Source organism: Alcaligenes faecalis (assembly GCF_002443155.1).
Taxonomy (GTDB): domain Bacteria; phylum Pseudomonadota; class Gammaproteobacteria; order Burkholderiales; family Burkholderiaceae_B; genus Alcaligenes; species Alcaligenes faecalis.
In genome coordinates this window covers 656779-683289 of sequence record NZ_CP023667.1, presented here as the reverse complement: position 1 = coordinate 683289, position 26511 = coordinate 656779, and the positions used below count along the sequence as shown (strand labels likewise).

At 58.0% G+C, this 26511-nt stretch carries 18 protein-coding genes and 1 other RNA gene; 2 read left to right on the top strand and 17 right to left on the bottom strand.

The window, feature by feature from the left end; genetic code table 11:
• Positions 1-281: 281 nt before the first annotated feature.
• A complete protein-coding gene (locus CPY64_RS03150; RefSeq protein WP_042483768.1) occupies positions 282-920 on the top strand; it encodes a histidine phosphatase family protein in 639 nt (212 codons plus the stop codon).
• Between the two features lie 44 nt (positions 921-964).
• Here CPY64_RS03150 and CPY64_RS03145 read toward each other — a convergent pair whose 3' ends face one another.
• The 4 genes from CPY64_RS03145 to carA all read right to left on the bottom strand — a co-directional run bounded on the left by CPY64_RS03145 (position 965) and on the right by carA (position 7217).
• Positions 965-1753 (bottom strand): SDR family oxidoreductase, encoded by a 789-nt coding sequence (locus tag CPY64_RS03145; protein WP_042483764.1) that lies wholly within the window; start codon positions 1751-1753, stop codon positions 965-967.
• Positions 1754-1766: 13 nt separating this feature from the next.
• Positions 1767-2663, bottom strand: coding sequence for a lipid A hydroxylase LpxO (gene lpxO, locus CPY64_RS03140; protein ID WP_042484415.1), 897 nt, complete (start codon positions 2661-2663; stop codon positions 1767-1769).
• A 139-nt stretch (positions 2664-2802) separates the two neighbouring features.
• Positions 2803-6045, bottom strand: a complete 3243-nt coding sequence (gene carB / locus CPY64_RS03135) for a carbamoyl-phosphate synthase large subunit (protein WP_042483757.1) — start codon at positions 6043-6045, stop codon at positions 2803-2805.
• A gap of 8 nt (positions 6046-6053) precedes the next feature.
• Positions 6054-7217 (bottom strand): glutamine-hydrolyzing carbamoyl-phosphate synthase small subunit, encoded by a 1164-nt coding sequence (gene carA / locus CPY64_RS03130; protein WP_042483754.1) that lies wholly within the window; start codon positions 7215-7217, stop codon positions 6054-6056.
• A gap of 169 nt (positions 7218-7386) precedes the next feature.
• Between carA and tal the strand changes: the two genes are divergently transcribed.
• Complete coding sequence (gene tal / locus CPY64_RS03125) at positions 7387-8349, top strand: transaldolase (protein ID WP_042483751.1); 963 nt, start codon at positions 7387-7389, stop codon at positions 8347-8349.
• 144 nt (positions 8350-8493) lie between these two features.
• Here tal and CPY64_RS03120 read toward each other — a convergent pair whose 3' ends face one another.
• From CPY64_RS03120 to CPY64_RS03060, 13 genes are all read right to left on the bottom strand, one after another.
• The gene (locus tag CPY64_RS03120) at positions 8494-9585 is read right to left on the bottom strand and encodes a YncE family protein (protein WP_052362921.1); all 1092 of its coding nucleotides are present in this window, start codon (positions 9583-9585) and stop codon (positions 8494-8496) included.
• Between the two features lie 85 nt (positions 9586-9670).
• Entirely contained in the window at positions 9671-12094 is a 2424-nt protein-coding gene (locus tag CPY64_RS03115; protein WP_226791474.1) for a TonB-dependent receptor, read from the bottom strand.
• A 194-nt stretch (positions 12095-12288) separates the two neighbouring features.
• Positions 12289-13275 carry a FecR family protein gene (locus tag CPY64_RS03110; protein WP_042483748.1) on the bottom strand — a complete coding sequence of 329 codons (987 nt, stop codon included), beginning with the start codon at positions 13273-13275 and terminating at the stop codon, positions 12289-12291.
• Positions 13265-13768 (bottom strand): sigma-70 family RNA polymerase sigma factor, encoded by a 504-nt coding sequence (locus CPY64_RS03105; RefSeq protein ID WP_042483745.1) that lies wholly within the window; start codon positions 13766-13768, stop codon positions 13265-13267. The genes CPY64_RS03110 and CPY64_RS03105 overlap by 11 nt, the downstream gene beginning before the upstream one ends.
• A 270-nt stretch (positions 13769-14038) precedes the next feature.
• Positions 14039-14833: an ABC transporter permease gene (locus CPY64_RS03100; protein ID WP_042484406.1), complete on the bottom strand. Its 795-nt coding sequence runs from the start codon at positions 14831-14833 to the stop codon at positions 14039-14041.
• Between the two features lies 1 nt (position 14834).
• Positions 14835-15641, bottom strand: coding sequence for an ABC transporter ATP-binding protein (locus CPY64_RS03095; RefSeq protein ID WP_009463065.1), 807 nt, complete (start codon positions 15639-15641; stop codon positions 14835-14837).
• Positions 15634-16674 carry an ABC transporter substrate-binding protein gene (locus CPY64_RS03090; RefSeq protein ID WP_042484403.1) on the bottom strand — a complete coding sequence of 347 codons (1041 nt, stop codon included), beginning with the start codon at positions 16672-16674 and terminating at the stop codon, positions 15634-15636. The genes CPY64_RS03095 and CPY64_RS03090 overlap by 8 nt, the downstream gene beginning before the upstream one ends.
• 105 nt (positions 16675-16779) lie before the next feature.
• A complete protein-coding gene (gene recR / locus CPY64_RS03085) occupies positions 16780-17391 on the bottom strand; it encodes a recombination mediator RecR (protein ID WP_003803396.1) in 612 nt (203 codons plus the stop codon).
• A complete protein-coding gene (locus CPY64_RS03080) occupies positions 17391-17717 on the bottom strand; it encodes a YbaB/EbfC family nucleoid-associated protein (RefSeq protein WP_009463063.1) in 327 nt (108 codons plus the stop codon). The genes recR and CPY64_RS03080 overlap by 1 nt, the downstream gene beginning before the upstream one ends.
• A gap of 41 nt (positions 17718-17758) precedes the next feature.
• A complete protein-coding gene (dnaX, locus tag CPY64_RS03075; protein ID WP_042483741.1) occupies positions 17759-20227 on the bottom strand; it encodes a DNA polymerase III subunit gamma/tau in 2469 nt (822 codons plus the stop codon).
• 115 nt (positions 20228-20342) lie between these two features.
• Positions 20343-20440: signal recognition particle sRNA small type (gene ffs / locus CPY64_RS03070), an RNA gene on the bottom strand.
• A 16-nt stretch (positions 20441-20456) separates the two neighbouring features.
• Positions 20457-23759, bottom strand: a complete 3303-nt coding sequence (locus CPY64_RS03065) for a UvrD-helicase domain-containing protein (protein WP_042483738.1) — start codon at positions 23757-23759, stop codon at positions 20457-20459.
• Positions 23759-26407 (bottom strand): PD-(D/E)XK nuclease family protein, encoded by a 2649-nt coding sequence (locus tag CPY64_RS03060; protein WP_042483737.1) that lies wholly within the window; start codon positions 26405-26407, stop codon positions 23759-23761. Before CPY64_RS03060 ends, CPY64_RS03065 begins: the two co-directional genes overlap by 1 nt.
• Between the last annotated feature and the right edge of the window lie 104 nt (positions 26408-26511).

The following is a 26511-nucleotide window of genomic DNA, read 5'->3' as shown; positions in this document are numbered from 1 at the left end:
GTTATACGCAGGCACGGCCCCTCCGAAAGAAGGGCTGGCTGATTCGTTGAGGCATGATTTTAAACGTGAAAGACTCAACAAGGCACCTGAAAATAAGGTGGTACGCGGTAAACCCCAACATGGGCCTGAGCAATCAGGGTTTGAAACCGCTATTTGGGCTCGATCCTCGCGCTATATGCGGTATATACCCGCCCTATCTGCTTGCGCTTGACTGGCCCATTACAATAGACAATCAGCCTGCCGTCGGCAGTCCGATTCCCTAGCAGAGTGATTACGTCAGCATGAATACGTCTATTTGTCTGATCCGCCACGGTGAAACCGCCTGGAATGCCGTACGTCGTTTACAAGGCTGGCAGGATATAGAACTGAACGAGACTGGCCGAGAACAGGCCCGTGCCCTGCAAAGCTACCTGTGCTCCCCGGCGTTTCAGATGCCGGTAGACGTCGTCATCAGCAGTGATCTGCAACGCGCCTCGGAAACCGCGAAAATTGCCTGTCAGCATTGGGACATTGAAATCCAGCAAGTCCAGGGACTGCGCGAACGCGGCTTTGGCACCCTGGAAGGCCAGGCATGGGATGCGGCAGGCCGCCACGGCCCGGATCAGCCAGACGATACGGTAGATATTGATTACGCCGTGGAAGGCGGCGAGTCGCTCCGCCAATTCCAGATGCGAATACTGAGCTGCTTTGAAGAACTGTCCCAGCGGAATGCAGGCAAGAACCTGCTGGTTTTTGCACACGGTGGCGTTATTGATATGGTCTGGCGCAAGCTGAACCAGCAGCCACTGAATGCCAAGCGCACTCACGCAATTCTGAATACCAGCCTGAACTTCTTCAGTATTGATGCGGACTTGAACTGGACCTGTACGCAGTGGGGGCAGTTGCCGCATTTGAATACGGCGCTGGACGAGCAAGCTTAAGCCATACACAGCCACAATGAGGCCAATAAACAGGGCCTCAAAAATCAGCTACAGGGACCATGATCAGCTTTTTTTGTTAGTCGTGGCTTGCGCGGCGCCTGACGAGCCAAGCGGTCATACAGCCAATTAGGCAAAAGACGCATCAGGCGCGAGACAAGCCCCATCTGCCAAGGAATAACTCGATAAGACACGCCCTGCTCGATGGTCCTGCGAGCTTTGCGAGCAAAGTCCTCGGCAGGCATCAAAAACGGCATGGAGTATGGATTCTGCGCCGTCATGGCCGTGCGGATATAGCCTGGGGTAATGGTGACAACGGATACCCCGTGCACTGACAGTTCCAGACGCAGGCTCTCGCAATAGGCAATCACCGCCGCCTTGGAACTGCTGTATGCACCTGCACCCGGCAGCCCACGTATGCCCGCCACACTGGCAATCCCCACCAATGCGCCCTTCCCCGCTGCCTTCATCGTGCCAACAAAGGGCTCGAAGGTCGCCACCATGGCCAGCAGATTCGTATCAACAATGGCTTTGAAAACGGCGAAATCCTCGGTCTCTTCCGTCAAGGTGCCAGCGCTGATCCCCGCACTGGCAATCACCACGTCAATCTTTTGCCCCGTGAACTGCAAAAAATCCTGAGCCGCCTGATGCAAGGCATCTCTGTCACGGACATCCGCCACATAGATACGGTGCTCGCCGGGCAAGCTGTCGGCCAGCGCCTGGAGTTCCTCCTGACGCCGCCCGAGCAAACCCAGGCAGGCTCCTTGAGCCGCGTATTCCTGGGCCAGCGCTTTGCCCAAACCGCTGCTGGCACCCGTGATAAAGACCGTTTGCATCTTTGCCCGCTTTTTACAGGAAAATCAGGGCGGCAATGCCCAGCACCAGCAACCACTTGAGGATGTAGTACAGGGTTTCGTTCTTTTTCTTGATGGCCTTGCCGAAACGACGCACCGCGTAAACTGTGCCGAAAATACGGTTGATACCACCCGTACGGTCACCTTCCTGGTTAGGGGCGGCAGCGGCACGCAGCAAGAAACCGCCCACGGCATGGTTGATGGCCTGAGCCCAGCGGTAACGCATGGGACGCTCTACGTCAGCAAACAAAATGATGCGGTTTTGATCAGTCTTGTTTTCGGCGTAATGAATAAAGGTTTCATCAAACACGACGGCCTCGCCGTCACGCCAGTAGTAAGTCTGGCCGTCCACATCGATATAGCAATCGGGGCTGTTGGGCGTCATCAAGCCCATATGAAAGCGCAGCGAACCCGCATAAGGGTCACGGTGACGCGGCAAACGGGCACCGGGCGGCAAGGAGGTGAACATGGCCGCCTTGATCGACGGAATATCCTTGAGCAGGCGGGTTGTCACCGGGCACAGCTCGCGCGCCGAAGGGTGATCGGCGTCATACCATTTCAGATAAAAACGCGTCCAGCCGGTTTTAAAAAAAGAGTTAAAGCCCGCATCGTTGTACTTGTCCGAAGCCTTGATGTGGCCTTCACCAAACAATTGCTCGGCCTCGGCACGGATTTCGTCGCAGTGCTCCAGCAGTTTGTTCAGCTCGGGAAAATGTTTCAGATCCAGATACGGTTCGTTCGGCACTGCCGAAAAACCATACATGAATACATTCAGAGGTGCCGTGAAGGTGGAGTGATCCAGCAGCTGACGGGAAAAACGGTGCCTGACTCGACCCCTGAAGTGCACCACAATCGTGCACACAATGAACAAGGCAAGAATGAACCATTTCACGACATGATCTCCAATGAAGAAAGCTTTCACGCTAAGCAGGCTGTAGCCTGCGGCTGCCCAATACGACGCCCCGGTCTTGTCTGATGCAAGAACAAAAAAAGGCGCACCACTGAGGTGCGCCTTTCCGGCTGGGTGAGACTTAGTGTTTCGCGAGCAGAGCGTGCAGCTCTTGTACCGCGTAAACCTTCAAGCCTTCACCTTGGCTCAGATACTGCAGGCCTTGAACAGCGGCTACGGCACCGGCAATGGTGGTGTAGTAGGCCAGGTTAGCAGCCAGCGCATGTGTACGGATTGTACGCGAATCAACGATGGCGTTGCGACGCTCTTCAACCGTATTGATGACCAAGGAAACTTCACCGTTCTTGATCATGTCCACAATGTGCGGACGACCTTCAGTTACCTTGTTCACCACTTGAACAGCCAGACCAGCCTGTTCGATGGCGCTGGCGGTACCGCGGGTAGCCACAACCTTGAAGCCCAGCGAGATCAGGCCACGAGCCACTTCAACGGCTTGTGGTTTGTCCTGAGCACGCACGCTGATGAAGGCCAGACCGCCCTTGGGCAGGTTCACGCTGGCAGCCATTTGCGACTTCACGAAGGCTTCGGCAAAGGAGGTGCCCACGCCCATGACTTCGCCGGTGGACTTCATTTCAGGTCCCAGAATGGTATCCACACCAGGGAACTTCACGAAGGGGAACACGGCTTCTTTCACGCTGTAGTAAGACGGCGTGACTTCTTCAGTAATGCCTTGCTCGGACAGAGTCTGACCGGCCATGGCACGAGCGGCGATCTTGGCCAGCTGCAGACCGGTAGCCTTGGATACGAACGGCACGGTACGCGAAGCACGCGGGTTCACTTCCAGCACGTAAACATCCCCGTCCTGAATGGCGAACTGTACGTTCATCAGACCCTTCACGTTCAGGGCCTTGGCCATGAGTGCGGTCTGGCGCTTGATTTCAGCTACGGTTTCGTCGCTGAGCGAGTAAGGAGGCAAGCTGCAAGCGGAGTCACCGGAGTGAACACCAGCCTGCTCGATGTGTTGCATCACACCGCCCACAAAGACGCGCTCGCCATCGGCCAGGCAGTCCACGTCCACTTCCGTGGCGTTGTTCAGGAAGTGATCCAGCAGCACGGGCGAGTCATTGCTGACCTTGACCGCTTCGCGCATGTAGCGCTCCAGGTCTTGCTGTTCGTGCACGATTTCCATGGCACGGCCACCCAGCACGTAGCTTGGGCGTACCACCAATGGGTAACCGATCTCGGCAGCCAGAGCAATCGCTTCGCCTTCGGTACGAGCCGTACGGTTTGGCGGCTGACGCAGACCCAGCTTGGTCAGCAGCTTCTGGAAACGCTCACGGTCTTCGGCCACGTCAATGGATTCAGGGCTGGTACCGATGATAGGTACACCGTTGGCTTCCAGAGCACGGGCCAATTTCAGCGGAGTCTGGCCACCGTACTGAACGATGGTGCCCACTGGTTTTTCGATGTGGACGATTTCCAGCACGTCTTCCAGAGTCAGAGGCTCGAAGTACAGACGGTCGGAGGTGTCGTAGTCGGTAGAAACGGTTTCGGGGTTGCAGTTGACCATGATGGTTTCGTAACCATCTTCGCGCAATGCCAGAGCAGCGTGCACGCAGCAGTAGTCAAATTCGATACCCTGACCAATACGGTTGGGACCACCACCCAGAACAATGATCTTCTTCTTGTCCGTAGGATTGGATTCGCACTCTTCCTCGTAGGTCGAGTACATGTAGGCCGTATCGGTGGAGAATTCCGCCGCGCAGGTGTCCACACGCTTGTAGACAGGACGCACGTTCAGTTGGTGACGCAGTTTGCGCACTTCCGATTCCACGGTATCCAGCAGGAAAGCCAGACGGCGGTCGGAGAAACCACGGCGCTTCAGACCAAACAAGGTGTCGCGGTCCAGATCGGCCAGCGTCTTTTGTTCCAGAGCCAGTTCGATGTCCACGATCTCTTTGATCTGGGCCAGGAACCAGGGGTCGATCTTGGTCAGGTTGTGTACTTCGTCCAGGCTCAGGCCTTGAGCGAAGGCATCGCCCACGTACCAGATACGCTCTGGACCAGGTTCGCCCAGCTCAACCTGCAGTTTTTCGCGGTCGGTGGTTTTCTGGTTCAGACCATCCACACCCACTTCCAGGCCACGCAGGGCTTTCTGGAAGGACTCCTGGAAAGTGCGGCCAATGGCCATCACTTCACCCACGGACTTCATCTGGGTGGTCAGGCGCGAGTCGGCCTGAGGGAATTTTTCGAAAGCGAAACGTGGCACCTTGGTAACCACGTAGTCGATGGTGGGCTCGAACGAAGCGGGGGTCGCACCGCCGGTGATTTCGTTCAGCAGCTCGTCCAGGGTGTAACCCACGGCCAGACGCGCAGCGATCTTGGCGATAGGGAAACCCGTGGCTTTGGAAGCCAGTGCCGAGGAACGGGACACGCGCGGGTTCATTTCAATAACGATCATGCGACCGTTATCGGGGTTCACCGCGAACTGCACGTTCGAACCGCCAGTATCCACACCGATTTCACGCAGTACGGCGATCGATGCATTACGCATGATCTGGTATTCGCGGTCGGTCAGGGTTTGGGCAGGAGCCACGGTGATGGAGTCACCCGTGTGCACACCCATGGGGTCCAGGTTTTCAATGGAGCACACAATGATGCAGTTGTCGGCGCGGTCGCGCACGACTTCCATTTCAAACTCTTTCCAGCCCAGCAGGGATTCTTCAATCAGCAGTTCGTTGGTAGGCGATGCTTCCAGACCACGACGGCAGATGGTTTCGAACTCTTCAGGGTTGTAGGCAATACCGCCGCCCGTGCCGCCCAGCGTGAAGCTGGGGCGAATCACGACGGGGAAACCGGCTGTGCCGATTTCTTCAGCAATACGCTTTTGAACAGCCCAGGCCTCGTCCATGGAGTGAGCCACGCCGGATTTGGCGGACTCCAGACCGATGGAGGTCATGGCGTCCTTGAACTTCAGGCGGTCTTCGGCTTTTTCGATCGCGGCGGCATTGGCACCGATCAGCTCGACACCAAATTTTTCCAGCACGCCATGCTTGGCCAGATCCAGGGCGCAGTTCAGCGCGGTCTGGCCACCCATGGTGGGCAAGAGCGCATCGGGACGCTCTTTTTCAATGATTTTCTCGACAGCTTGCCAGGTGATGGGCTCGATGTAGGTGACGTCGGCCGTGTCCGGGTCCGTCATGATGGTGGCCGGGTTGCTGTTGACCAGCACAGTCCGGTAACCCTCGGCCTTCAGGGCCTTGCACGCCTGGGCTCCCGAGTAGTCGAATTCACAAGCCTGACCAATGATGATCGGGCCTGCGCCAATGATAAGAATGCTTTTTAAGTCTGAACGCTTTGGCATAGTGCGATTTATTTATTGGCCTGGTGAGCAGCCATCAGGCTGATGAATTTGTCGAACAGCGAGGCAATATCGCGCGGGCCGGGAGTGGCTTCGGGGTGACCCTGGAAGCAAAACGCGGGGCGATCTGTCAACTCGAAGCCTTGCAGGCTCTGGTCGAACAAAGAAATGTGCGTGACCTTGGCATTGGCTGGCAAGGTGGTGGCATCCACCGCAAAACCGTGGTTCTGGCTGGTGATGAACACGCGGCCGCTGGCCAGTTCCTGCACAGGGTGGTTGGCACCGTGGTGGCCGTTTTTCATCTTCAAGGTCTGAGCACCGACGGCCAGACCCAGGATCTGATGACCCAGGCAAATACCGAACACGGGCAACTTGCGCTCCAGCAAGCCCTTGCAGGCTTCAATGGCGTAATCGCAAGGCTCCGGATCGCCAGGGCCGTTGGACAGGAACACGCCGTCGGGCTCATAAGCCAGCACATCGGCCAATGGAGTTTGCGCAGGCACGACGGTGACTTTACAGCCACGGTCTGCCATCAGGCGCAGGATGTTGGCCTTGACGCCAAAGTCGTAAGCCACCACGTGAAAGCGCTCGCCTTCGGGCTTGGAGAAACCTTGACCCAGTTCCCACGAACCTTCGGTCCAGTTGTAGGTCTTGTCGGTGGTAACCACCTTGGCCAGATCCTGACCTTTCAGGCCAGGGAAAGAGCGGGCCAGTTCCAGAGCACGTTCGGCATCGTCACCGACCAGGATGCAGGCACCCATGGAGCCTTTCTCGCGCAGAATGCGGGTCAGCTTGCGGGTATCGATACCGGAGATGGCCACAACGCCCTGAGCTTTCAGGTAGTCGGGCAAGGACTGGGTGGAGCGGAAGTTGGACAGGCGGGCGGGACAATCGCGAATGACAAGCCCGGCAGCGTGGGCTTTGGTGGATTCGGAGTCCTCTGGATTGACACCGGTATTACCGATGTGCGGATAGGTAAGCGTAACAATTTGCCCGCTGTAGCTTGGGTCTGTCAGGATTTCCTGATAGCCCGTCATGGCTGTATTGAAAACGATCTCAGCAACACAGTGCCCCTCGGCACCGATTGATACCCCTTTGAATAGGGTTCCATCCGCCAGGGCTAGGACGGCACTAGTGATAGTGCGGGACTCCTCAGGAAATAAAGACGGCAGCACGTTAAAAACCCCGGATTCTGAAATTAATATTAAACCTTCTAATTATATGCTCAAACGGCGTTTTTCCGGTAGTTTATCGGTAATAACACTGAAACCAGGCACGAAAACTTGGAAAATCGTCTACAGTAATCGATTGGTTTGATGGCTTTGCGATGGACTAGTAACAGACATGACTACTCAGCTTGACTCCCTGCGCCAGTGCACAACCGTAGTGGCCGACACAGGCGATTTTGAAGCGATGCGCGCGTATCGCCCTACCGATGCAACAACCAATCCTTCCCTGATTCTGAAGGCTGTCCAGCAGGCGGCCTATCGGCCTTTGCTCGACCGTGTCATCGCCGACCATCCTCATGCCAGCCTGGCTGAAACCAGCGATCTGCTGCTGGTTGCCTTTGGCCGCCAGATTCTGGATATTGTGCCGGGCCGCGTCTCCACCGAAGTGGATGCCCGCCTGTCCTTTGATACGCTGGCCAGTATCGAGCGTGCCCGCCATATCATCCAGCATTACGAAAAAGCCGGTATCACCCGTGAACGCGTGCTGATCAAGCTGGCCAGTACCTGGGAAGGCATTCAGGCCGCCCGTACGCTGCAGGCTGAAGGCATCAACTGCAACCTGACCCTCTTGTTCTGCCTGCCACAAGCCATCGCCTGCGCCCAGGCCAAAGTCACCCTGATCTCACCTTTTGTGGGCCGCATCTACGACTGGTTCAAGAAAGCCGCTGGCCAGGACTGGGACGAGAGCGCCAACCAGGGCGAAAACGACCCCGGCGTGCGCTCGGTACGCAGCATTTACGAATACTACAAAACCTATGACATCCCCACGGAGATCATGGGTGCCAGCTTCCGCAATGTTGGCCAGATCAAGGCGCTGGCCGGTTGCGATCTGCTGACCATCAGCCCGGATCTGCTGGGCCAGCTGGATGCAGCCCAAGGTGAAGTCCCTGCCATGCTGGATGTGGCCCGCGCCAAGGCCGTCGCCCCCGAATGGCGTGCCAGCAACGAAATCACCTTCCGCACCGACCTGAACCAGGACGCAATGGCCACTGAAAAGCTGGCTGAAGGCATACGCCAGTTCACCGCGGACGGCATCAAGCTGGATACCCTGATTCAACAGGCGCGTCAGCAGGCTTGATCCCTGGCGCAGCAACATACAAGGCCTTGCTCCCTGCAAAGCCCTGAAAGAAGACCCCCTGCTTGATCAACAATTTGATCAGCAAAAAAAATCAGCCCGGCATTACGCCGGGCTGATTTGCTTTGAGCGTTATCTGGACGGCAATCAGATTTTGCTCAGATCAATACGCACCACGCTTTCCCGGGCGCTGACCTTGTGGTCAGGGGTAAATGGCGCTTTCACCGTGACATACAGTTGATCGTCCGGCCCCAGCAGCAGACTGTTGGGATGAGCAGGCAAGCTGTATTCCGCCTTTTTCGCATAGCTGCCCGCATCCAGTACAGACACCTTGCCCTGCTGACGATGCGACACATACAGCTCGTCACGCTTGGGGTTATAGACAATATCCAGCGCGTCCCCTACGTCCAGTTGCTCCAGCAGTTTGCCCGTGCTGGCATCCAGCACATAAACCGTTTTCTGATGCTGATTTTCCGTGGCGTATAAACGATTGCGCTTCGGGTCCAGAGCAAAGTTGAGCAAGATCGCCGGCTTGTCCCCGGCAGGTTTCCAGCGCTGTTGGATCTGGTTCTTGTCCGTATCAATCACCAGCACTTCACCGTCGCCATTGCCTGCGTACATACGGCGATGATCCGTGTCCAACAATAAGCCCGTAACCCATTTGCCCGCATTCTCAATGGTGTTGAGCACTTCCATGCTGCTCTCGTCCAGCACCCAGATCACTGCTGGATTGCCTACACCCCCTACATAAAGACGCTTGTGAGCCTCATCCAGCTTCACCGTACGTGGCCCCACCTTGAAACCATCCGTTCCCATATTGCTGAAGGGCGTACGTTTCAGACCACCCTTTTCTCCCAGCTCCACACGCGCAACTGCCGGGTTCAGGCTGTTCGTCATGAACAGCACATTCCCCTCGGCATTGCTGCTCAAGCCAAAATTGCTTTCATCGGTGTGAATCACACCCAGTACATCCAGAGTCTGTGGGTCCAGCTTGTAGAGCGCCCCACCCCGTACACCATCAAGCATTTCTGCCGAAGCCACATACAGGGCCTTTTCAGACGCGCTGTAAGCCATCTGATAAATCCCGTAGGCCAGCTCCTTGCGCAAGGCGCCATCGGCCGTGATCGAGCTGCGCTGCGCCAACTCTGGGCTCAAGGGCTGCACAGACGGCTGAGCATGCGCGGTCACGCTCAACAGAGCCGCCGACAGAACGGACATCAGAAAACATCGTTTCAACATTTTGTTTTTCCCTTCCAAGTCCAGGCAGGGCTACACGGCACCGAAAGCCGCCGCGAACCCCTGCCTGACGTTAACAATCAGCGAATCAGAAATTCACGGAGGCCGACAACATGAACGTGCGCCCTGCCCCATTCGTGGCAAAGTTGCTGGAAGCCAGCCAGTAGCGCTTGTCGGTCAGGTTTTCGATATTGGCGCGGATCACCACATCCTTGCCCGCAATATCGGTGTAGTAGCGCGCGCCCACATCAAAGCGAGTCATGGCGGGCAGCTTCAAGGTGTTGGTGTTGTTCAGGTACTGGGACGAGGTATGAATCACACGGCCATTCAGGCTCAGGCCTTGTACCCAAGGCGTATCCCAATCCAGACCCAGGTTATAGGTGCTGGCAGGCACACCCGGTGCCCGGTTGCCTTCATTCACGCCGTTCTGGGTTTTGGTAAGCTTGCCTTGGGTAAAGCCAGCACTGGCCATCATGCGCAAACCTGGCATCAATTCACCGTAGGCACTCAGCTCCAGACCACGGTTGCGCTGTTCGCCAAAGTAGCCATACACATTGTTTCCATCCTCTTGCCCTGCAGGTCGGGCAATCTGCCACAGGGAGGCCGAGGTCATGATGCCACCCCAATCCACTTTCACACCCGCCTCATACTGACGGGACTTGAAAGGCTTGAGAATCTCGCCCCGGTTGGCGTAGGTGTCGCCCACAATCGTGCCGCGCGTCAGGCCTTCGGTGAAGTTGGCGAAGACCGAGACATTCTCCATGGGCTTGACCACAATCCCCGCCAAGGGCGAGATGGAGCTGGCCCTGTAATCGGCAGTTTTTACACCTGTAGTCGTATTGAAGCTGGTGACATCCACGGTCTGACGACGCGCCCCCACCGTCAGCAAGACACGGTCATCCGCAAAGGACAAGGTATCTGCCACGGCAAAGCTGAGCAGGCCGGTGCTGGAAGCCTTTTGTGGCGTCAGCCGCTCTGACGGACCTGCCGGAATAGGCACGGGATTGTAGATATTGGAGTCCGCCACTTCGGTGCCAGGGCTGTAGGCATTACCCAGCTCCTGATCCATATAGCTCACCCCAAAAGCCAGCTTGTGCGCCACGCTGCCCGTGTCGAAATCCACGCTCAAACCCGCATCGCTGCTTAGCGTTTTGGAATAGGAGTCATAGAACGTGGAGATCACGCTGAAATTGCCGTCAGCATCTACAGACTGGCGCACATTAGGATTGCCGGGTTTCACATTCACCGGGAAAATCTGGCGATTCTTGCCGTGGCGATAGCCCACCCCGATATGCCCGGTGACCGAGTCGCTGAAGTCATATTCCAGACGGGACATGATGGTGTTGTCGCGTTGGGTCAGGCGAGTGCCGGGGTAGAAATTGGTACGGCCATCCGGAGGTGCAGGCAGCTCGGTCAGATCGCTTTGAAAGCCAATTTGCGAACGGATATTTTCCAGCGTGTCTTCCTGGTGGATGACATCCGCAGACCAGCGCAAACGGGCGCCTCTATAGTCCACGCCCAGGGCGGCCATGCCCAGATCCTGCTTGCCATCGCGTGACGTGGCTTCGCCACCGCGCTTGACGCCATTAAAGCGCACGCCCCATTCCTTGTTTTCACCAAAACGGCGGCCCACATCCAGCTGTGCCGTCACGTTCGCCTGGCTGACATAACTGGCCGTCACACGGGTCAAGGGCTCGTCCTCGGCCCGCTTGGTCACCAGATTGATCGCCCCACCTATACTCCCTCCGGGTGGGATACCGCGCATCAAGGTGCCGGGCCCTTTCAGGACTTCCACACGCTCCAGAATCTGCACGGGCACACGGCTGGAAGACACCAGACTGTACAAGCCGTTCACGCTGACATCGCCACTGCCTACCGCAAAGCCGCGAATCACAAAGTCCTCACCAAAACCGCCGGTAGAGGTCGTCGTGCGCACCGCCGCATCATTCACCACCACATCGGCCAGAGTTCTGGCCTGCTGGTCATAGAGCAGCTCGGAGGTGTAGTTGGTGGTGCTAAAGGGGTTATCCATGACATCCACGGAACCCAGCAAACCCAGGCTGCCACCTGTTGCCACTTGCCCGCCCACATAAGCAGGCGACAAGTCGCCCAGAATCCCGCCCTTGACGGTAATGGTGGACAGCTCGGCCACCGAGGAGGCCGGGTCAGGCGTCAGGCTGATGGTATTGCCCTTGCGCTTGTACGTGATGCCTGTGCCCGCCAAGAGCTGCTGCAACGCCTGCTCAGGAGAATAGCTGCCCGACAAGGCCGGCGCCTGATGGCCATCCACCAACTCCTGAGAGAAGAAAATCTGGACCGAGGCCTGCTGCCCCAACTGCAACAAGGACTTGCTAAGGGGCTGCACAGGAAGATTGATGGAGGTGGCTTGAGCCTGCGCACGCACGTCCAGCGGCAAGGCGCTGACGGCGCAGGCCAGGCTGATTGCCAGAATCGTCAAGCGTGTATTGATCGCGGGCTTGTTGCGCCACACAGAAGAGGTCGGTGTATTCACAGTCTGACTAGGTCCAAAGAGTAGCAAGGCACGCCCAAGGCGGCCTCAAGACAAGGTGATGGGCGCTGCCGTCTGCGACATAAAACAGCTCCCCTTACTCTATCGACGAACCAGAATCAAAACACCGGAACAAAAATGAGAATTATTTTTGATAAATAAAAAACAGAGCCTGGATTGCCAAGCAAACTCGGGCTCTATTCGCTGATTCGCAGTTGTCCGCTGGACAAGGTTTGAACCTTCACCGGCACCAGGTCGGGCAAGATATGAATCAGGGCCAAAGGCTCATTCACACTGAAAACCCCGGCCACCCTGTAGGAGGCAAAACGGGGCGCATCGAAAACGGCCGCTTGCGGCAAGTAACGATTGATCTGCGCTACCGCCTGCTCCAACGGCGTGTTTTCGAACACAATCATGCCGTTACGCCATGCTAGGCTGGTATCTAGATCCGCCTTTTGTACCTGTCCCAGAGGAGCATCCTCAGCCGTGTAAACGGATTGCCCACGCTCCAGCAAGCGGGTATCCCGGTCCCACCAGGCACCCTGCTGCACCTTGACCGAACCGGACTCCACCGTCACCTGCAATTGCTGCTGCTCATGCAGAACATTGAAGCGCGTACCTGTGACCACCACCCTGCTTTGCCCGGCATGCACCACAAACGGTCGGGACCGATCAGGCTGCACATCAAAGAACACCTCGCCTGCATACAGGTCAACGACACGCTCATTCTCGTAAAAACGAATCTGCGCCCGTGTGCCGGTATTGGCCATCAAGGTAGAGCCATCAGGCAGACGCAATTCTTCGTGCAGCCCGCGTGGGGTCGTCAATGTGGTTTGATAGGAGGGCTCAGTATCCAGGCTAGCCCGTATTCCTACAGCGGCAAGCACACCCGCCGCACACAGTCCTGCCGTCATGCCCCAGGCAAAACGACGGCGTGGCTTGTTGACCCGGGCCGATGGGCGCGAAGCCCGCAAGGCAGCCCGCAGCTCGGACTCGGGAATCTGCAAGGTCGCTTGCCAGATCGCCTCCAGATGGCGGTAACAGCGATCATGCTCCTGATCAGACTGTCGCCATTGCTCGAAGGCACGCCAATCCTCGGGCGAGGCATCACCCGAGCGCAGATGAGAAAACCAGGCAGCCGCCTGATCCTGCGCGGTCGCTGCGTTCAGGACATCAGGGGGCATACTTCTGTAACCTTGTACTCAAATGTCGCAACGCTTTGTTCATATGCTTTTCCACCATGGCACGAGAGATCCCCAGTTCACTGGCAATCTCGGCATGGGAGCTTCCCTCCAGGCGCTGGTAAATATACACCTGCCTGCAAATGTCCGGCAGTTCATCCAGCACCGTTCTTAAATCATTGACCATCTGGCTGGAATACACCTGGGACTCCGGGCCAGTTGCCAAGGGATGCTCGGATTCATGCAGTTCGTGCAAGGGCACCATGGGCAGTTTTTCCTCCCGCCTGTGCCGGTCGATCAGACCGTTGGAGGTACTGCGTTGCAGATAGGCCGCCGGATTATCGGCCGAAACCGAGCCGTTTTCCAGTATGCGCAGCACAGCGTCGTGCATGGCATCTTCCACATCGTGATCAACGTGAGATCGACGACGCCACGCCCCCAGCAGCTCGCTGTAGTGAGCAAGCCAGGTTTTACGAAAGGCACGGCGGTCGGACATGAAAGCAAAGAGCCTGTAAGGAAAGGAGAAGGCTGATAATAACAACAATTCTCATTTCCAAAAACAGGAATGCTCGCTGTTTGCTCCGACAGTCTCACATTCTGGGCGTATACGTTCCATCAATGCTCGCACAACAAGCTGATTTGCGAGCACCTGACTATTGCCTTGCTCTTACCACAAGGTGCAAGCATAAAAAAAACCGGCGCCTGAAACAGGAGCCGGTTTTTCAACGCATATCCAAACTAATTAATAGCTTGCTCAAGCATACGATCAGAGCTTTTCCGTACCGCCACCTTGTGGCCGCCAGGCCAGCAGGCGATCTTCAAACACACTGACCAGACCATCCAGAATCAGCGCAAAGACGGTCAGCACCACAATACCGGCGAACACCGTATTCACATCCAGCGTGCCCTCTGCCTGCAGGATCAGATATCCCACCCCACTGGCTGAACCCAGGTACTCACCCACCACAGCGCCCACGAAGGCCAGACCGACCGAGGTGTGCAAGCTGGAAAACACCCAGCTGGTAGCCGAAGGGATATAGACGTGGCGCAGCAACTGACGACGGCTGGCACCCAGCATGCGGGCATTGTCCAGCAGTGTGGAGCTGACTTCACGCACACCTTGGTACACGTTAAAGAACACGATGAAGAACACCAGCGTCACCGCCAGAGCCACTTTGGACCAGATACCCAGACCGAACCACATGCCGAAAATAGGCGCCAGAATCACGCGTGGCATGGAGTTGGCCGCCGTCAGATACGGGTCCAGCAAGGCCGCCGCACGGGGCGAGAGCCCCAGCCACAGACCGCAAGCCAGACCAGCAATCGTACCGATGGCAAAGGCCAGCAGGGTTTCGCTCAAGGTCACGCCCAGGTGCACGTAAATATCACCGTTGGTGACGAACCAGGCCCAGATCACCTTGACCACTTCCAATGGCTGCCCAAAGAAGAAAGCCACTTTGGGGTCCAGCGTGAAGAAATGCCAGGCAGCAAGAATGACGACGAGCAGCGAGATTTGCCAGCCGCGCAGGGCCAGCTTGGATTGAGTAATAGATTTAGACATATCAGGCACGCTTTTGCTGGGCATAACCCTTCAGAACCTCATCACGCAGGACGGCCCAGATCGCCGCATGCAATTCGACAAAGCGGGGGTCGTTGCGTACTTCGGCCACGTCACGAGGACGTGGAAGATCGACATGAAATTCGCCGATGGGATGAGTGCCCGGCCCGGCTGACAGAACCACCACTCGATCGCTCATGGCAATGGCTTCGTCCAGGTCGTGCGTGATGAACAGCACGGCTTTACGCTGCGCCATCCAGATCTCCAGCACTTCGTTTTCCATCAATTGACGGGTCTGAATGTCCAGCGCCGAGAAAGGCTCATCCATCAGGATGATGTCGGGATCACGAATCAGGGTCTGGGCCAGCATGACGCGTTTGCGCATACCACCCGACATTTGATGCGGGTAACGATCCCCGAAACCACCCAGGCCGACTCGCTTGAGCCACTCCTGGGCACGGGCGCGGGCCTCGTCCTGCGGGACACCAGCAAACTCCAGACCGGCCATCACGTTGGATTCGGCACTGCGCCAGGGCATCAGTGCTTCGCCCTGGAACATGTAGCCAGCGCGCTCGTTCACCCCTTCCAGGGGTTTGCCGAACACACGCACTTCGCCCGACGAAGGGCTCAGCAAACCCGCCCCTACGTTCAGGAGCGTGGACTTGCCGCAGCCCGTTGGGCCTACAACCGACACAAATTCGCCTGGAGCAATGCTCAGGCTGGCGTCACGAACCGCTGTGTACGTACCTTTGCCATCCCGGGAGGCAAAAACACAGCTGATGTTATCTAAAGAAAGTGCTGCCTCAGACATTGGGGTACTTCTTGTTGGCATTGTCAGCAAATTCATTGGTGTAGATCTTGCTGATATCAATCTTGGATGCGTCCAGATTCGGCACAAAAGCGGCCAGTGCATTCAAGGCGGTCGTCGGGCCATCAGAATCAACCAGGCCATCCGGCGAGAGTGCTTCCTTATTGGCATCCAGACATTGCTTGTAGAGTTCTACATCACCCAGCAGGTAGGTCGCAGGCACGGTCTTGGCAATAGTTTCAGCGTCGTTGGCCTGAATCCATTTGTCGGCGCGCACAATGGCGTTGGCCAAAGCCTGAGCCGTATTGGGATTCTTGGTAATGAACTCTTCAGAGGCGTACAGGCAGGCCGAAGGCATGTTGCCGCCAAAAATGGTCTTGGTGTCCGCAACCGTACGGGTGTCAGCAATGACACGGACTTCGTTTTCTTTAAGCAAGGTGCCAATAACCGGGTCCAGGTTGGCCATGGCATCAATCTGACCGGTACGCATGGCGGTGACGGCACCGGCACCAGCGCCTACACCGATAAAGGCCACGTCCGAGGGTTTCAGACCGTTTTGTTCCAGATAGAAGTTGACCATCATATTGGTCGAGGAGCCCGGTGCGGTCACACCGATTTTCTTGCCTTTCAGATCGGCTGGCGACTTATAGTCAGCCATCGTCTTGTTGGACACAGCCAAAACAATGGCGGGTGCACGCCCCTGCTGCACAAAGGCGCGGTACATCTGCCCTTTGGCCTGCAAGTTGATGGTGTGCTCAAACGCACCCGATACCACGTCGGCGCTACCGCCCACGACGGCTTGCAGGGCTTTGGAGCCGCCGGCAAAGTCCGCCACTTTGACTTTGAGACCTTCGTCATCAAAGTAGCCATTGATCTCGGCAATGGACAAGGGCAGATAGTAGATCAGCGCCTTGCCGCCCACGGCAATGGTCAGGTTTTTTTTCTCGATTTCTTGCGCACGGCCCAGCGTTGGCAATGACAGCGCTAGACCTGATGCTCCAACCAGCTTGAGTGCATGACGACGAGTCAGTTTCATGGCAATCCCCTTCTTGTTGTTGGTCATTAATTATTTAGGTTTGATACTTATACTAAAAAACAAAGGGGGGTGTCCCCCCCTTGTCCGCCAAGCGGTCAAACCCGATTACGTGGCGCGACGCTCCATCAAAGCCCAGGCAATGGTGCTGGGGTCTACATACTCCAGCTCGCTCCCGGCTGGCACACCGCGTGCCAGTCGAGTCACTTTCAAACCTTGGCTAGTGAGCATTTCCGCCAGATGATGGGCGGTGGTTTCGCCCTCTGCGGTGAAATTGGTCGCTAGAATCACTTCCTGCACTTGGCCATCACCGGCTCGCTCTAGCAAACGGTCAAATTGCAAGGCATCCGGGCCTATGCCTTCCAGCGGCGTCAAACGCCCCATCAGCACATAGTAAAGGCCTCGATAGCCATGCGTAGCCTCGATCATGTTTTGATCGGCAGGCGTCTCCACCACACACAACAACGCCGGATCACGGCGGGGATTGGCACAGGTTTCACAGATAGGTTGAACAGTGAAACCATTGCAGCGCTGGCAGTGCTGCAGTGCCGTCGTGGCATGTTCAAGAGCACGGCTCAATTGGTCGGCGCCTACCAGATCGTGTTGCAACAAGTGGTAAGCCATGCGGCGAGCGCTACGCTCGCCCACACCGGGTAGCCGACGCAGAGCCTGGATCAGAGCCCGAAGCGGTTCGGGCTCAGCGATCTGCGGTTCGTTCATTAGAACGGGAACTTCATACCGGGTGGCAGTGGCAGGCCAGCGGTAACACCCGCCATTTTTTCCTGCGAGGTTGCCTCGGCTTTGCGCTGTGCATCGTTAAAGGCAGCAGCAATCAAGTCTTCCAGCATCTCTTTTTCGTCTTCCAGCAGGCTGGGGTCGATAGAGACACGGCGCACATCGTGGCGGCAGTTCATGATGACCTTGACCAGACCACCACCGGAAACGCCCTCGACCTCGATATCGGCCAAGGCTTCCTGAGCCTTTTTCATGTTTTCCTGCATTTGCTGCGCCTGGCGCATCAAGCCGGCAATCTGACCTTTCATCATGGTTTGGTTTTCCTGATTGATATAAATTGACAAGGGGCCATTCAGGCGGCCCGAACCAAAGGAGCAGCCTTGATCGACCCGGCTTTGACGCTGCCGTCAAAGTCCTGGATCAGGCTCAAGACAAAGGGATCCTGGGCAACCTGCTCTTCGGCCTGTCGCTGACGCTCGGCCAGCTTGGCCTGCTCCACGGCATGCGCGGTAGCATCGCCTGTATCCCCGTATTCGATCACCAACTGAATGGACTGGGCAAAGTATTCCGACAGAACAGTGCGCAAGCGCGCTTTGCCCTGACTGCCTTCAGTAGCCTTGATTTTGGCACGCAGGTGGATTTCCTGGCCTTTCACGCCCAGCCATTCGCTCTGGCGGGCCAGTTCGGCGGCCCAGCCGCTTAAGGGCAAGCTGGTTGCCACGTCAGGCCAGGTTTCCGGTTTCATGCCGCCCAGTCGCACGGTGCGCGGGTTGTCCGAACCGCTCTGCGGCACGGGCAGGCCCAGTTCGGTGTCGGGCATGAAGCGATCAGACATGGACACAGACGGTACATCGCCGTCTTCTTCGGCACGAGCTGCGTCCATATCCAAAGGCTGGTAATTCTCGAATTCTTCGTCCATGCCCTCAGACAACCAGGCGGGCTCCTCCGGGCCGTCCTGGGTGGAGGCGGCTGGCGGCGCTTCTTCTGTCACTGGGTCTACTCGGGCGGCGGCCTGGGCTTGAGACGACATCAGAGGCTGAGCACTGCTCTTGCCCTGGGCTTTGGAGGACTCTGCTACAGGGTCGGCAGAGGAGCCTGCCTGGGCTGCAGAAGTGGACTCTGCGGCTGGCTGGGCGGACGGAACGGATGGAGTCGATGCCGCTTGGACGGCTTCAACAGTGCTGCTATCAGCAACGGCAGTCGCAGCTTCTTGAGGCTGACTGGTGGCGGAACCGGTTTCAAAGCTTGCAACCGCTGGGGCAGACTCTGAAGAATCATAGCTGGCCTCCGCGCTGGCAGGCTCAGGAGCGTCTTCCCAGGCCGGGACAAAATCGTCGTCAGCAGGGATGGATTCTGCGACAGGCGCTGCTTGGGCTGCATGTGCACGGGCAACATCAACGACCGGGGCGGCTGCAGGGGCAGAAGCCTGTGCCTGCTGAGACGCGGCCTGTGGGTTAACCGCAGGCTGAGTGGTTTGCGCTGCTTGTGCAGTTTGGACGCTCGGCTCTGTTTGCGCACCCTGCGCAGCTTGCTGTACAGGCGCGCCAGAGGCGGCGGCCTCAACAGAGGCAGTAGAGGTAGCCGGTGCCGACGCAAGCTCTGAGGCAGCGGGGGCCGTCGCAGGAGCGGGAGCAGCCTGAGCCGCACCAGCACCAGCACCAGCACCAGCACCAGCACCAGCACCAGCAGTATCAGACCCCGAAGGCCCTGCTGGCGGTGGTACATACGCCGAGACGGGCTCGGGCAACAAGGCCAGCATGCGCAAGCACGCCATCACGAAACCGGCGTACTCATCCGGAGCCAAAGACAGCTCCTGACGGCTATGCACCGCTACCGAATAAAACAACTGCACATGATCGGGCGAGAGCGTGGGCGCCAATTGCCGCACTGCTTCTGCCAAAGGATCATCATCAGAAATCGTGCCGGGAATGCGCTGCTCGATGGCGATACGGGACAACAAGGTGGCCAAATCCGCCAGAGCTCCCGAATAAGACAGGCCACGCAAGGCCAGATCATCGGCTACACCCATAATGGCCTGCGCATCGTAAGCGACCAGCGCTTGCAGCAATTGCGCCAGGTGGCGTTGATCAATGGTGCCCAACATGGCTTGCACAGCCTGGGCGCTAAGATCACCCGCGCTATAGGCAATAGCCTGATCGCTAAGCGACAAGGCATCCCGCATGGAGCCATCGGCTGCCTGCGCCAGCAAACGCAAGGCGGGCAGCTCGAACTGCATTTCTTCCTGGGTCAGAATGTCCTGCAGGTGGCCCACAATCGCAGGCACTGTCATCTGCTTCAAATTGAATTGCAAACAGCGCGACAAGACCGTAACCGGAATTTTCTGCGGATCTGTGGTGGCCAGAATGAATTTGACGTGCGCTGGCGGTTCTTCCAGCGTCTTGAGCATGGCGTTGAAGGCGTGCCCGGTCAGCATGTGAACTTCGTCAATCATGTAGACCTTGTAGCGGCCCGAGCTGGGGGCGTAGACCGCCTGCTCCAGCAGCTGGGTCATCTCTTCCACGCCCCGGTTGGAGGCGGCGTCCAGCTCTACATAATCAATAAAGCGACCAGCATCAATCTCGGTACAAGCGCGACAAACGCCACAGGGCTTGGAGGTGATGCCGGTTTCGCAGTTCAGCGACTTGGCCAGAATACGTGACAAGGTGGTCTTGCCCACGCCGCGTGTGCCCGTAAACAGCCAGGCATGGTGCAGGCGCTGGGTATCCAGGGCGTGCGTCAAAGCGCGCACCACGTGGTCCTGACCAACCAGGGTGTCAAAGGAGCGAGGGCGCCACTTGCGGGCCAGAACGAGATAGGTCATGCGAATTCCGGACGGCGTGAACCATCAATACAAATAAGCGAAAGGAAAAGTGTACCGGATTCGGTGCTGAAGGGAAGCAGATAGACCGGGCGCGCATAACCCGATAAGCAAATGAAGTGGCGAGCCTGACTCCGGCACTGATTCTGCACGGCTGTGGCTGCTTCGTTCCCGACCTGACCAGATTCACCGCCGAACCATGCGGAGGGGCCCGCCGACCAATAGTGTAGCATTAATACGGCAGCCAAAGATCGGCTCTCGGGAAATAAAGCGCAGCCTGCGCGGGCCGTCCATCCAGAGCCTGCACCTGCTCACAATAACGCTGTAATTGCGGCGCATAACGCTCCAGCATCCGGGCCTTGAAATCGTCCAGACTCTCATGCTCGGCAGGCCGCCCGGTCTTGTAATCCACCACCAGCCAGTGATCTTCCTGGGAAATGGCCAGGTCAATAATCGACACCCGGCCACTGACGTCCAGCAGGGACCACTCGCGATAGGCGCGGGTGACGCCCAGCAGCCAGCGGCCACGCTCGGTTTGTACTGTGGCGGTAATCGCCTCAAACAAGGATTGGGCAGCGTCATCCAGATAGCTGGCCGGCACACCGGCCCGCTGCAACTGGCGACGCATCACGGCGCGGCTTTGCTGCAAGCGCTCTACCGGCCACTGGTCCAGACCTTCACGACCCAGCTTTTCCAGCCAGTCGTGGGCAACCGTACCAATGGCTTTTTCATGAGTCGTGTCCAGGGACCACTGCCAGCTTTGATACTGCGGGCTGGCGCTTGGCAACTGCTCGGGTGGTGCAGCGGGCAGACTCACCACTCGCTGCAACAATGCCGCAGAACTTTGCCCGGACTCCTCTTGCTGTGCGCCCTGCTCGGCTTGCCAAACCGGAGCCTGTGGCTGATCCAGGACGGGCCAGACACGGCTCAACAAGGAACGGCCATCCGGCTCACGCAGGCCCTTGTCCTGGGTGATGCTCAGTTCCGCAAACAAATGCAACTCCTGACGGGCTCGCGTCAGGGCCACATATAAAAGACGGTGGCTTTCCTGCTCGGCCCGGATACGTTCCCGCGCTGCCAGAAACTGCGACACCGGATCGCGTTGCTCGCTGCCTTTATGGCTGATCGGCCCCAGAATCAGGCGCTCGGCGCTGTGTTCCAGACGAATCAAGGGTTCGGAATCGGCTGCCGATTGCTTGTGCAAGCCAAACAAGATGACGGTTTCGAACTCCAGCCCCTTGGATTTGTGAATCGTCATCACCTCCACGGCCTTGCCCGTACCTTGCGGGGTGGCATACAAGGACTCCACGCGGGCCTGCAATTGCTGCTGATCGGGCGGTCCATAGGGACACAGCTCCTCCAGCAGCCGCAAAACTTGTTCGGCATCGGCCTGATCGGCCAGGCTTGGATAAACCTGCGGCCCGCCCAGGCGTGTCCAGCACTCCTGTACCCAGCCCGCAAACGGCATCAAACCGCTGCGATTTCTCCGGTCCAGCAAGATCTGGCAGGCAAACAAGAGACGGGTCCGCTCGTCCGAATCCCAATCCTGAAACTCCTGATTCTGCGTCAGCTCGGCCAAGGTCTGGGTGGGATGCATGGCGCACAAGCGATGCAGGCTCTCCAAACGCAAACCGATCAATGGCGAGCGCAAGACGGACAGCCAAGCCAGTCGATCTGCCGGGTGAGCCAAGGCACGGACCAATTGCACCAAATCCGCCACCACAGGGCGCTGTTGCAAGGGTTCCAGCTCTACGGCTCGGCACGGTATGCCCTGCTCACCCAGCTTGCGCACCAAACAATGCAAGTGCGAACGTGCTCGCACCAGAATTGCCACCGGATGCTCACTGTCCTGATAACGTTCCAGAGCTTGAGCTGCGCACTGAACCGCCTCTTGCACCGCACGCTCCTGGGCTGCTTGTTGCGACGGCACGGCATCCTCTCCCCGTGCCACCCGGAAATGCCAGGAGGGGTGAAAGTGCACCGCCCACTCGGGAATATCAGGCTTGAAAGCAGTCGAGTGTTCGTAGGTGACCATGCCCAGATCCGGATCAGGTCGAGCCGGAAACAGTTGCGCCCCCACCTTGTTCACCCACTCCACCAAACGCGGGTGCGAGCGGAAGTTATTGCTGAGATTCAGCGGCTCCAGCTCTACTTCGCCTAGGCGTCGCGCTTGCCAGACCTGCAGAAACAAACCCACTTCCGCCTTGCGAAAACGGTAAATGGACTGCATGGGGTCGCCCACCAGAAACAGGCTGCGCCCATCGCCCGGTTCCCAGCCACTGGTCAGGCGCTCCAGCAATTGCACCTGGGATTGGCTGGTGTCCTGGAACTCGTCCACCAGCAAATGACGTATGGATCTGTCCATGCGCAAAAGCAACTCGCCCGGCTCGTCCGCATCGCCCAGGGCTTGCAAAGCACGCTGTGCAATCTCGGTGAAATCGACCTCGGCTTTCTCGGCAAAGCGCAGTTTCAATTGCGCCGCAGCCAGCCATAAAACCTGAATCAGATTGGACAGGACTTCTTGCTGCTGGGGGGAGTATTGCTCGGGCAAAAGGCGGGCACTGGCCAGACGGGCAATCCAGGGCTCTGTCCCCAGGCAGTTGCTTAACCACTCCGTCAGAGTTTCTTTTTGTGCTGTTTTCGGGGGAAAGCCATTACGCACTGTCAGGCTCTTACGCAGATCACCTTTATCCGTCAGCAACAAGGCGGCCAGGCCACGCCAGCGCGGCAGATCGTCCATGACCGGGGCCAGGTTATCGCCTTGCCAATCCGCCAAGGCCAACACATCGCCGCTTTCCAGATTCGAGGCCGCAAAGCAGGCCAGGGGGGCCAAAGTCCGCGCCCAACCGGGTGGCAGTGAATCGCTTAGCTGCTGCAGCTGCTGCTCCACCACCTCGCGCAAGCTGTCTTGCAAAAGCGCCACATCACCGCCCTGCCCCACGGCTGGCAGCCACTGATCGCGGCTGGCCAACATACCGGCCAACAGAGCTTGCGCCTGCAGCAGGTTCACATCCATATGTTCCAGAAAGCGCGCCACGCTGGGCACGCTTTCCGCCATCTCCAGCGTGGCCCAAGCCGCCGCTTCGTAATGTTCCTGGGCCTTATCGGTAATGGCCGGCACCCCGCCCAGCCCCGTAATCCAGGGCATGGCACGCACCAGGTGCGCACACAAGGAGTCGATGGTACGGATACTCAAGCGTGCCGGATAGGCCAGCAAATCCCACTGTTGTTCCTGATTGCGCTGCATGGCCGCGCGCGCCAGCTCCCAGCTACGTACCCGGTAGGGCTCGGCAGGGCGTTCCTGATTGGCAGCGGCCAGCTTCTCCAGCACACGCGCATGCATTTCAGCCGCAGCTTTACGGGTGAAGGTAATGGCCACAATTTCCTCTGGCCGTTGCACGCGAGCCAGCAGGGCCAGAATCCGGTCAGTCAGCAACTCTGTCTTGCCGGAACCGGCTGGGGCTTGCACCAGAAAGGAGGACTCGGGGTCCAGTGCCCGTGCACGGGCGGGGCTATCGCTAGGGACTGTCAGCATTACACCTCTCCTCCATTGTCTTGGAGGTCTTCCTGGAACAAACGTAAAAAAGGCAAAACATCGCAGTACAGCAAATCATTGCGGTTCCAGATCTGGTTGGCGGCCTGCCCTTGCAGGAACTCATCTGCCAGACCTTCCACCGCCTGTTTCCACTGCGCGATTTGCGCGGTCCACTGCTGGGCGCTTTCCAATTCGGTCAGGCCATCAATATCCATGCCGGGCGCGGCCAAACCGCTTAAGCCCACCTGACGGGCATGCAAGCGTACAAAGGCCAAACCACTGACGCTACGGCCTTGATCCTGCAAGGCGGCAGCATAAAACGGCAATTGCAGATTCACGGGTCTGGGCCGCAACCAGTCTTTATCGGGCCGCAGCTCGCCTATGCCGGTTTTGTAGTCCAACAGCAATTGCTCGCCATCAGCCAGATCATCCAGTCGGTCCAAGCGCAGGTTCAGGCGCAGCAAGCCTCGACTCCAGCTCAATTCATGCTCCGTCGCCCCCAGAGCAAACGGTGGGCGTTGGGCTTCCTGATGGGCGTACTCGTTCAAGACCGCCAGACCCCGCTCCATTTCCAGGCTGCGCAGCACCGGACCGTAATCGGCCAGCTCTTCCTGAGCAGCCTGTTCGATACATGCTTGCACCACATCCAGCAGCGAATCCTCGCCAATCAGCTCATGCAGGCTGTCCTGATCCTTCACACGCAGCCAGAACAATTCGACGGCGCGGTGCAGGAACATCCCACGTGTATTCATATCGCCGACACGGGCGTAATCGGGCAAGGCCTGACCATGCAAACGGAACTTCACGAAAGCCCACAAGGGGCTGCGGGCCTGCGTATCCAGCACGCTGATCCCGCCGCGTATGCGCTCTTCCAGCATCAGGCTGGGGCCGTGCTCATCCAACAAGGCTTCCTGTGCGACGGCCTGCTCTGCCTGCACCGCCCAAGGCATTTCAAGCACAGGCCAATGAGCAATCAAGGGGCTAGGTCTCAGTTCCTGTTCACCCTGATGCAAAGGTGCACTTAGCAAAACCTGATTACCACAGCGCAGCAAGGCGCTCAGCATCCAGCGCGCCCACTCCAGCTCCCGCTCCGGCGTACTGCGAGGTGCCGAGACTCGGCGCAGCACCTGGGCAGGAATCAAGGGATTCGGTTTGACGGCGGCAGGCAAAATATCATCGGTCAGGCCCAGCACCCATACGGCATCCCAACGCCCGCCTTCCGCTTCCAGAAAACCCAGCACATCCAGACGGGAGCGCGGATCACGTTGTGGCTGGAACAGATTTTCACGGGCCATGCGAGCCAACGCGCTTTGCGCCTTCAAGGCACTGATGCGACCCAGGACAGGAGCTTGCTGTGCCAGTTGCAGCAGCAAGGCTTCCAACGCTTCCAGGGTTTGAAACTGAGCACTGTCCAGACGGTTGGTTCCCGGGAAACCCAAGGCCTCCAGGCATTGGCGCATGACCGAAGCCCAGGTATCCACCCCTTGAGCGCCGGCCGACACGGACTCGAAGCGCTCCACCGCCTTGCCCCAGGCCAGAGCCAGTTCGGGCGTGTGAAAGCTGAGCATGTCGGCAAATTCTTTGCGGCTCACTTGCGTGATGCGATTGTCGCGCCAGGCCTTGTCAATGCGAGCACGGCCGCCTGCTTCGGACTGTTCTGCCTGACACGCGCCCAAACGCAAGGCTTCGCCCAGCATGGCGGGCTCGGCCTGCCCCTTGGTCGCCAGCGTAAACAAGGCCTTCAACCAGGCCATGGCCGCTTCAACCACTGGCCACTCAGCCAAGGATCGGGCCGCTGCCACGTTATAAGGCAAAGCACCTTGATCCGTGTGCATGGCCTGACGCAAGAGGCGATGCACCAAGGGCAATTGTGTTTCCAGCTGCGCAGCCACAATGGCTACTGTGCGATCCGGGTCCTCATCCAATTGACGACGCGCCCACTGCACAGCCAGGCGCCATTCCGTATCCGCATCCTGTGCCTGCACTCGATGAACTTCTGTTGCCGGAGCCTCTTCGTGCTGCAGTTGCAGAATCTCCACCCCCATATCCTGCAAACCACTCAAGAGGCTTTGCAGACGCGGGGAGTATTCATGAAAACCATGCAGCACCATATGACGATGACGCATATGCAGGGCACCGGCCTGCACCGCTTTCAGCACACGTTCCGCAGCCAGATTCGCGTCGTCCAGATCCGCCTGTTCCAGGCTTTGCCGATAGTGAGCGCGCCACTGCATGAAGCGCTCGAAATCCACGCTGGCCTCACCGGGTTTCAGCTCGATACTCCATTCATCCAGCAAGGTATCGGCTTCACAAGCCAGGCGCGCCGCCTGGCCTACATCCAGGAAATAACCCTCTTCCTCGCACTGCTCGATACTGTGCTCCCAGCGCTGCAAGGCGGCAAAACGATCCATCTGGTGCGCGGCCGGTTGCCATTGTTCGGAAAAGCAAAGCTGATCGCTGGCCTGCGCCAGCCACGCACCCAACGGCACAATTTCCGGCACGGCCACCGTCCCGCCAGCGCCGGCCAGACGAGCCGACAAATGCCCCAGCAGGCGGCGCGCATAGCGCTTGTTCACGGTTAACACAACCGTCTCGGCACTATTGAGCTCCTGCAATTGAGCCATGGAAACAGCAGGGGTGTCGTACATAGAAAAAACCAGTTAAGGTTGCAAGAAAACAGAACGGCCAGCAGCGCTGATCCGGCCATTGTACCGGCGCTCTATCCCTAGTTTGTTCCCGCCCTTACACTTAT

Bases quoted from the DNA above. Each gene is read 5' to 3' on its own strand.
- CPY64_RS03150 (WP_042483768.1), top strand. From the start codon at position 282: ATGAATACGTCTATTTGTCTGATCCGCCACGGTGAAACCGCCTGGAAT.
- CPY64_RS03145 (WP_042483764.1), bottom strand. From the start codon at position 1,753: ATGCAAACGGTCTTTATCACGGGTGCCAGCAGCGGTTTGGGCAAAGCG.
- carB (WP_042483757.1), bottom strand. From the start codon at position 6,045: ATGCCAAAGCGTTCAGACTTAAAAAGCATTCTTATCATTGGCGCAGGC.
- tal (WP_042483751.1), top strand. From the start codon at position 7,387: ATGACTACTCAGCTTGACTCCCTGCGCCAGTGCACAACCGTAGTGGCC.
- CPY64_RS03120 (WP_052362921.1), bottom strand. From the start codon at position 9,585: ATGTTGAAACGATGTTTTCTGATGTCCGTTCTGTCGGCGGCTCTGTTG.
- CPY64_RS03110 (WP_042483748.1), bottom strand. From the start codon at position 13,275: ATGCCCCCTGATGTCCTGAACGCAGCGACCGCGCAGGATCAGGCGGCT.
- CPY64_RS03105 (WP_042483745.1), bottom strand. From the start codon at position 13,768: ATGTCCGACCGCCGTGCCTTTCGTAAAACCTGGCTTGCTCACTACAGC.
- CPY64_RS03100 (WP_042484406.1), bottom strand. From the start codon at position 14,833: ATGTCTAAATCTATTACTCAATCCAAGCTGGCCCTGCGCGGCTGGCAA.
- CPY64_RS03095 (WP_009463065.1), bottom strand. From the start codon at position 15,641: ATGTCTGAGGCAGCACTTTCTTTAGATAACATCAGCTGTGTTTTTGCC.
- CPY64_RS03090 (WP_042484403.1), bottom strand. From the start codon at position 16,674: ATGAAACTGACTCGTCGTCATGCACTCAAGCTGGTTGGAGCATCAGGT.
- recR (WP_003803396.1), bottom strand. From the start codon at position 17,391: ATGAACGAACCGCAGATCGCTGAGCCCGAACCGCTTCGGGCTCTGATC.
- CPY64_RS03080 (WP_009463063.1), bottom strand. From the start codon at position 17,717: ATGATGAAAGGTCAGATTGCCGGCTTGATGCGCCAGGCGCAGCAAATG.
- dnaX (WP_042483741.1), bottom strand. From the start codon at position 20,227: ATGACCTATCTCGTTCTGGCCCGCAAGTGGCGCCCTCGCTCCTTTGAC.
- CPY64_RS03065 (WP_042483738.1), bottom strand. From the start codon at position 23,759: ATGCTGACAGTCCCTAGCGATAGCCCCGCCCGTGCACGGGCACTGGAC.
- CPY64_RS03060 (WP_042483737.1), bottom strand. From the start codon at position 26,407: ATGTACGACACCCCTGCTGTTTCCATGGCTCAATTGCAGGAGCTCAAT.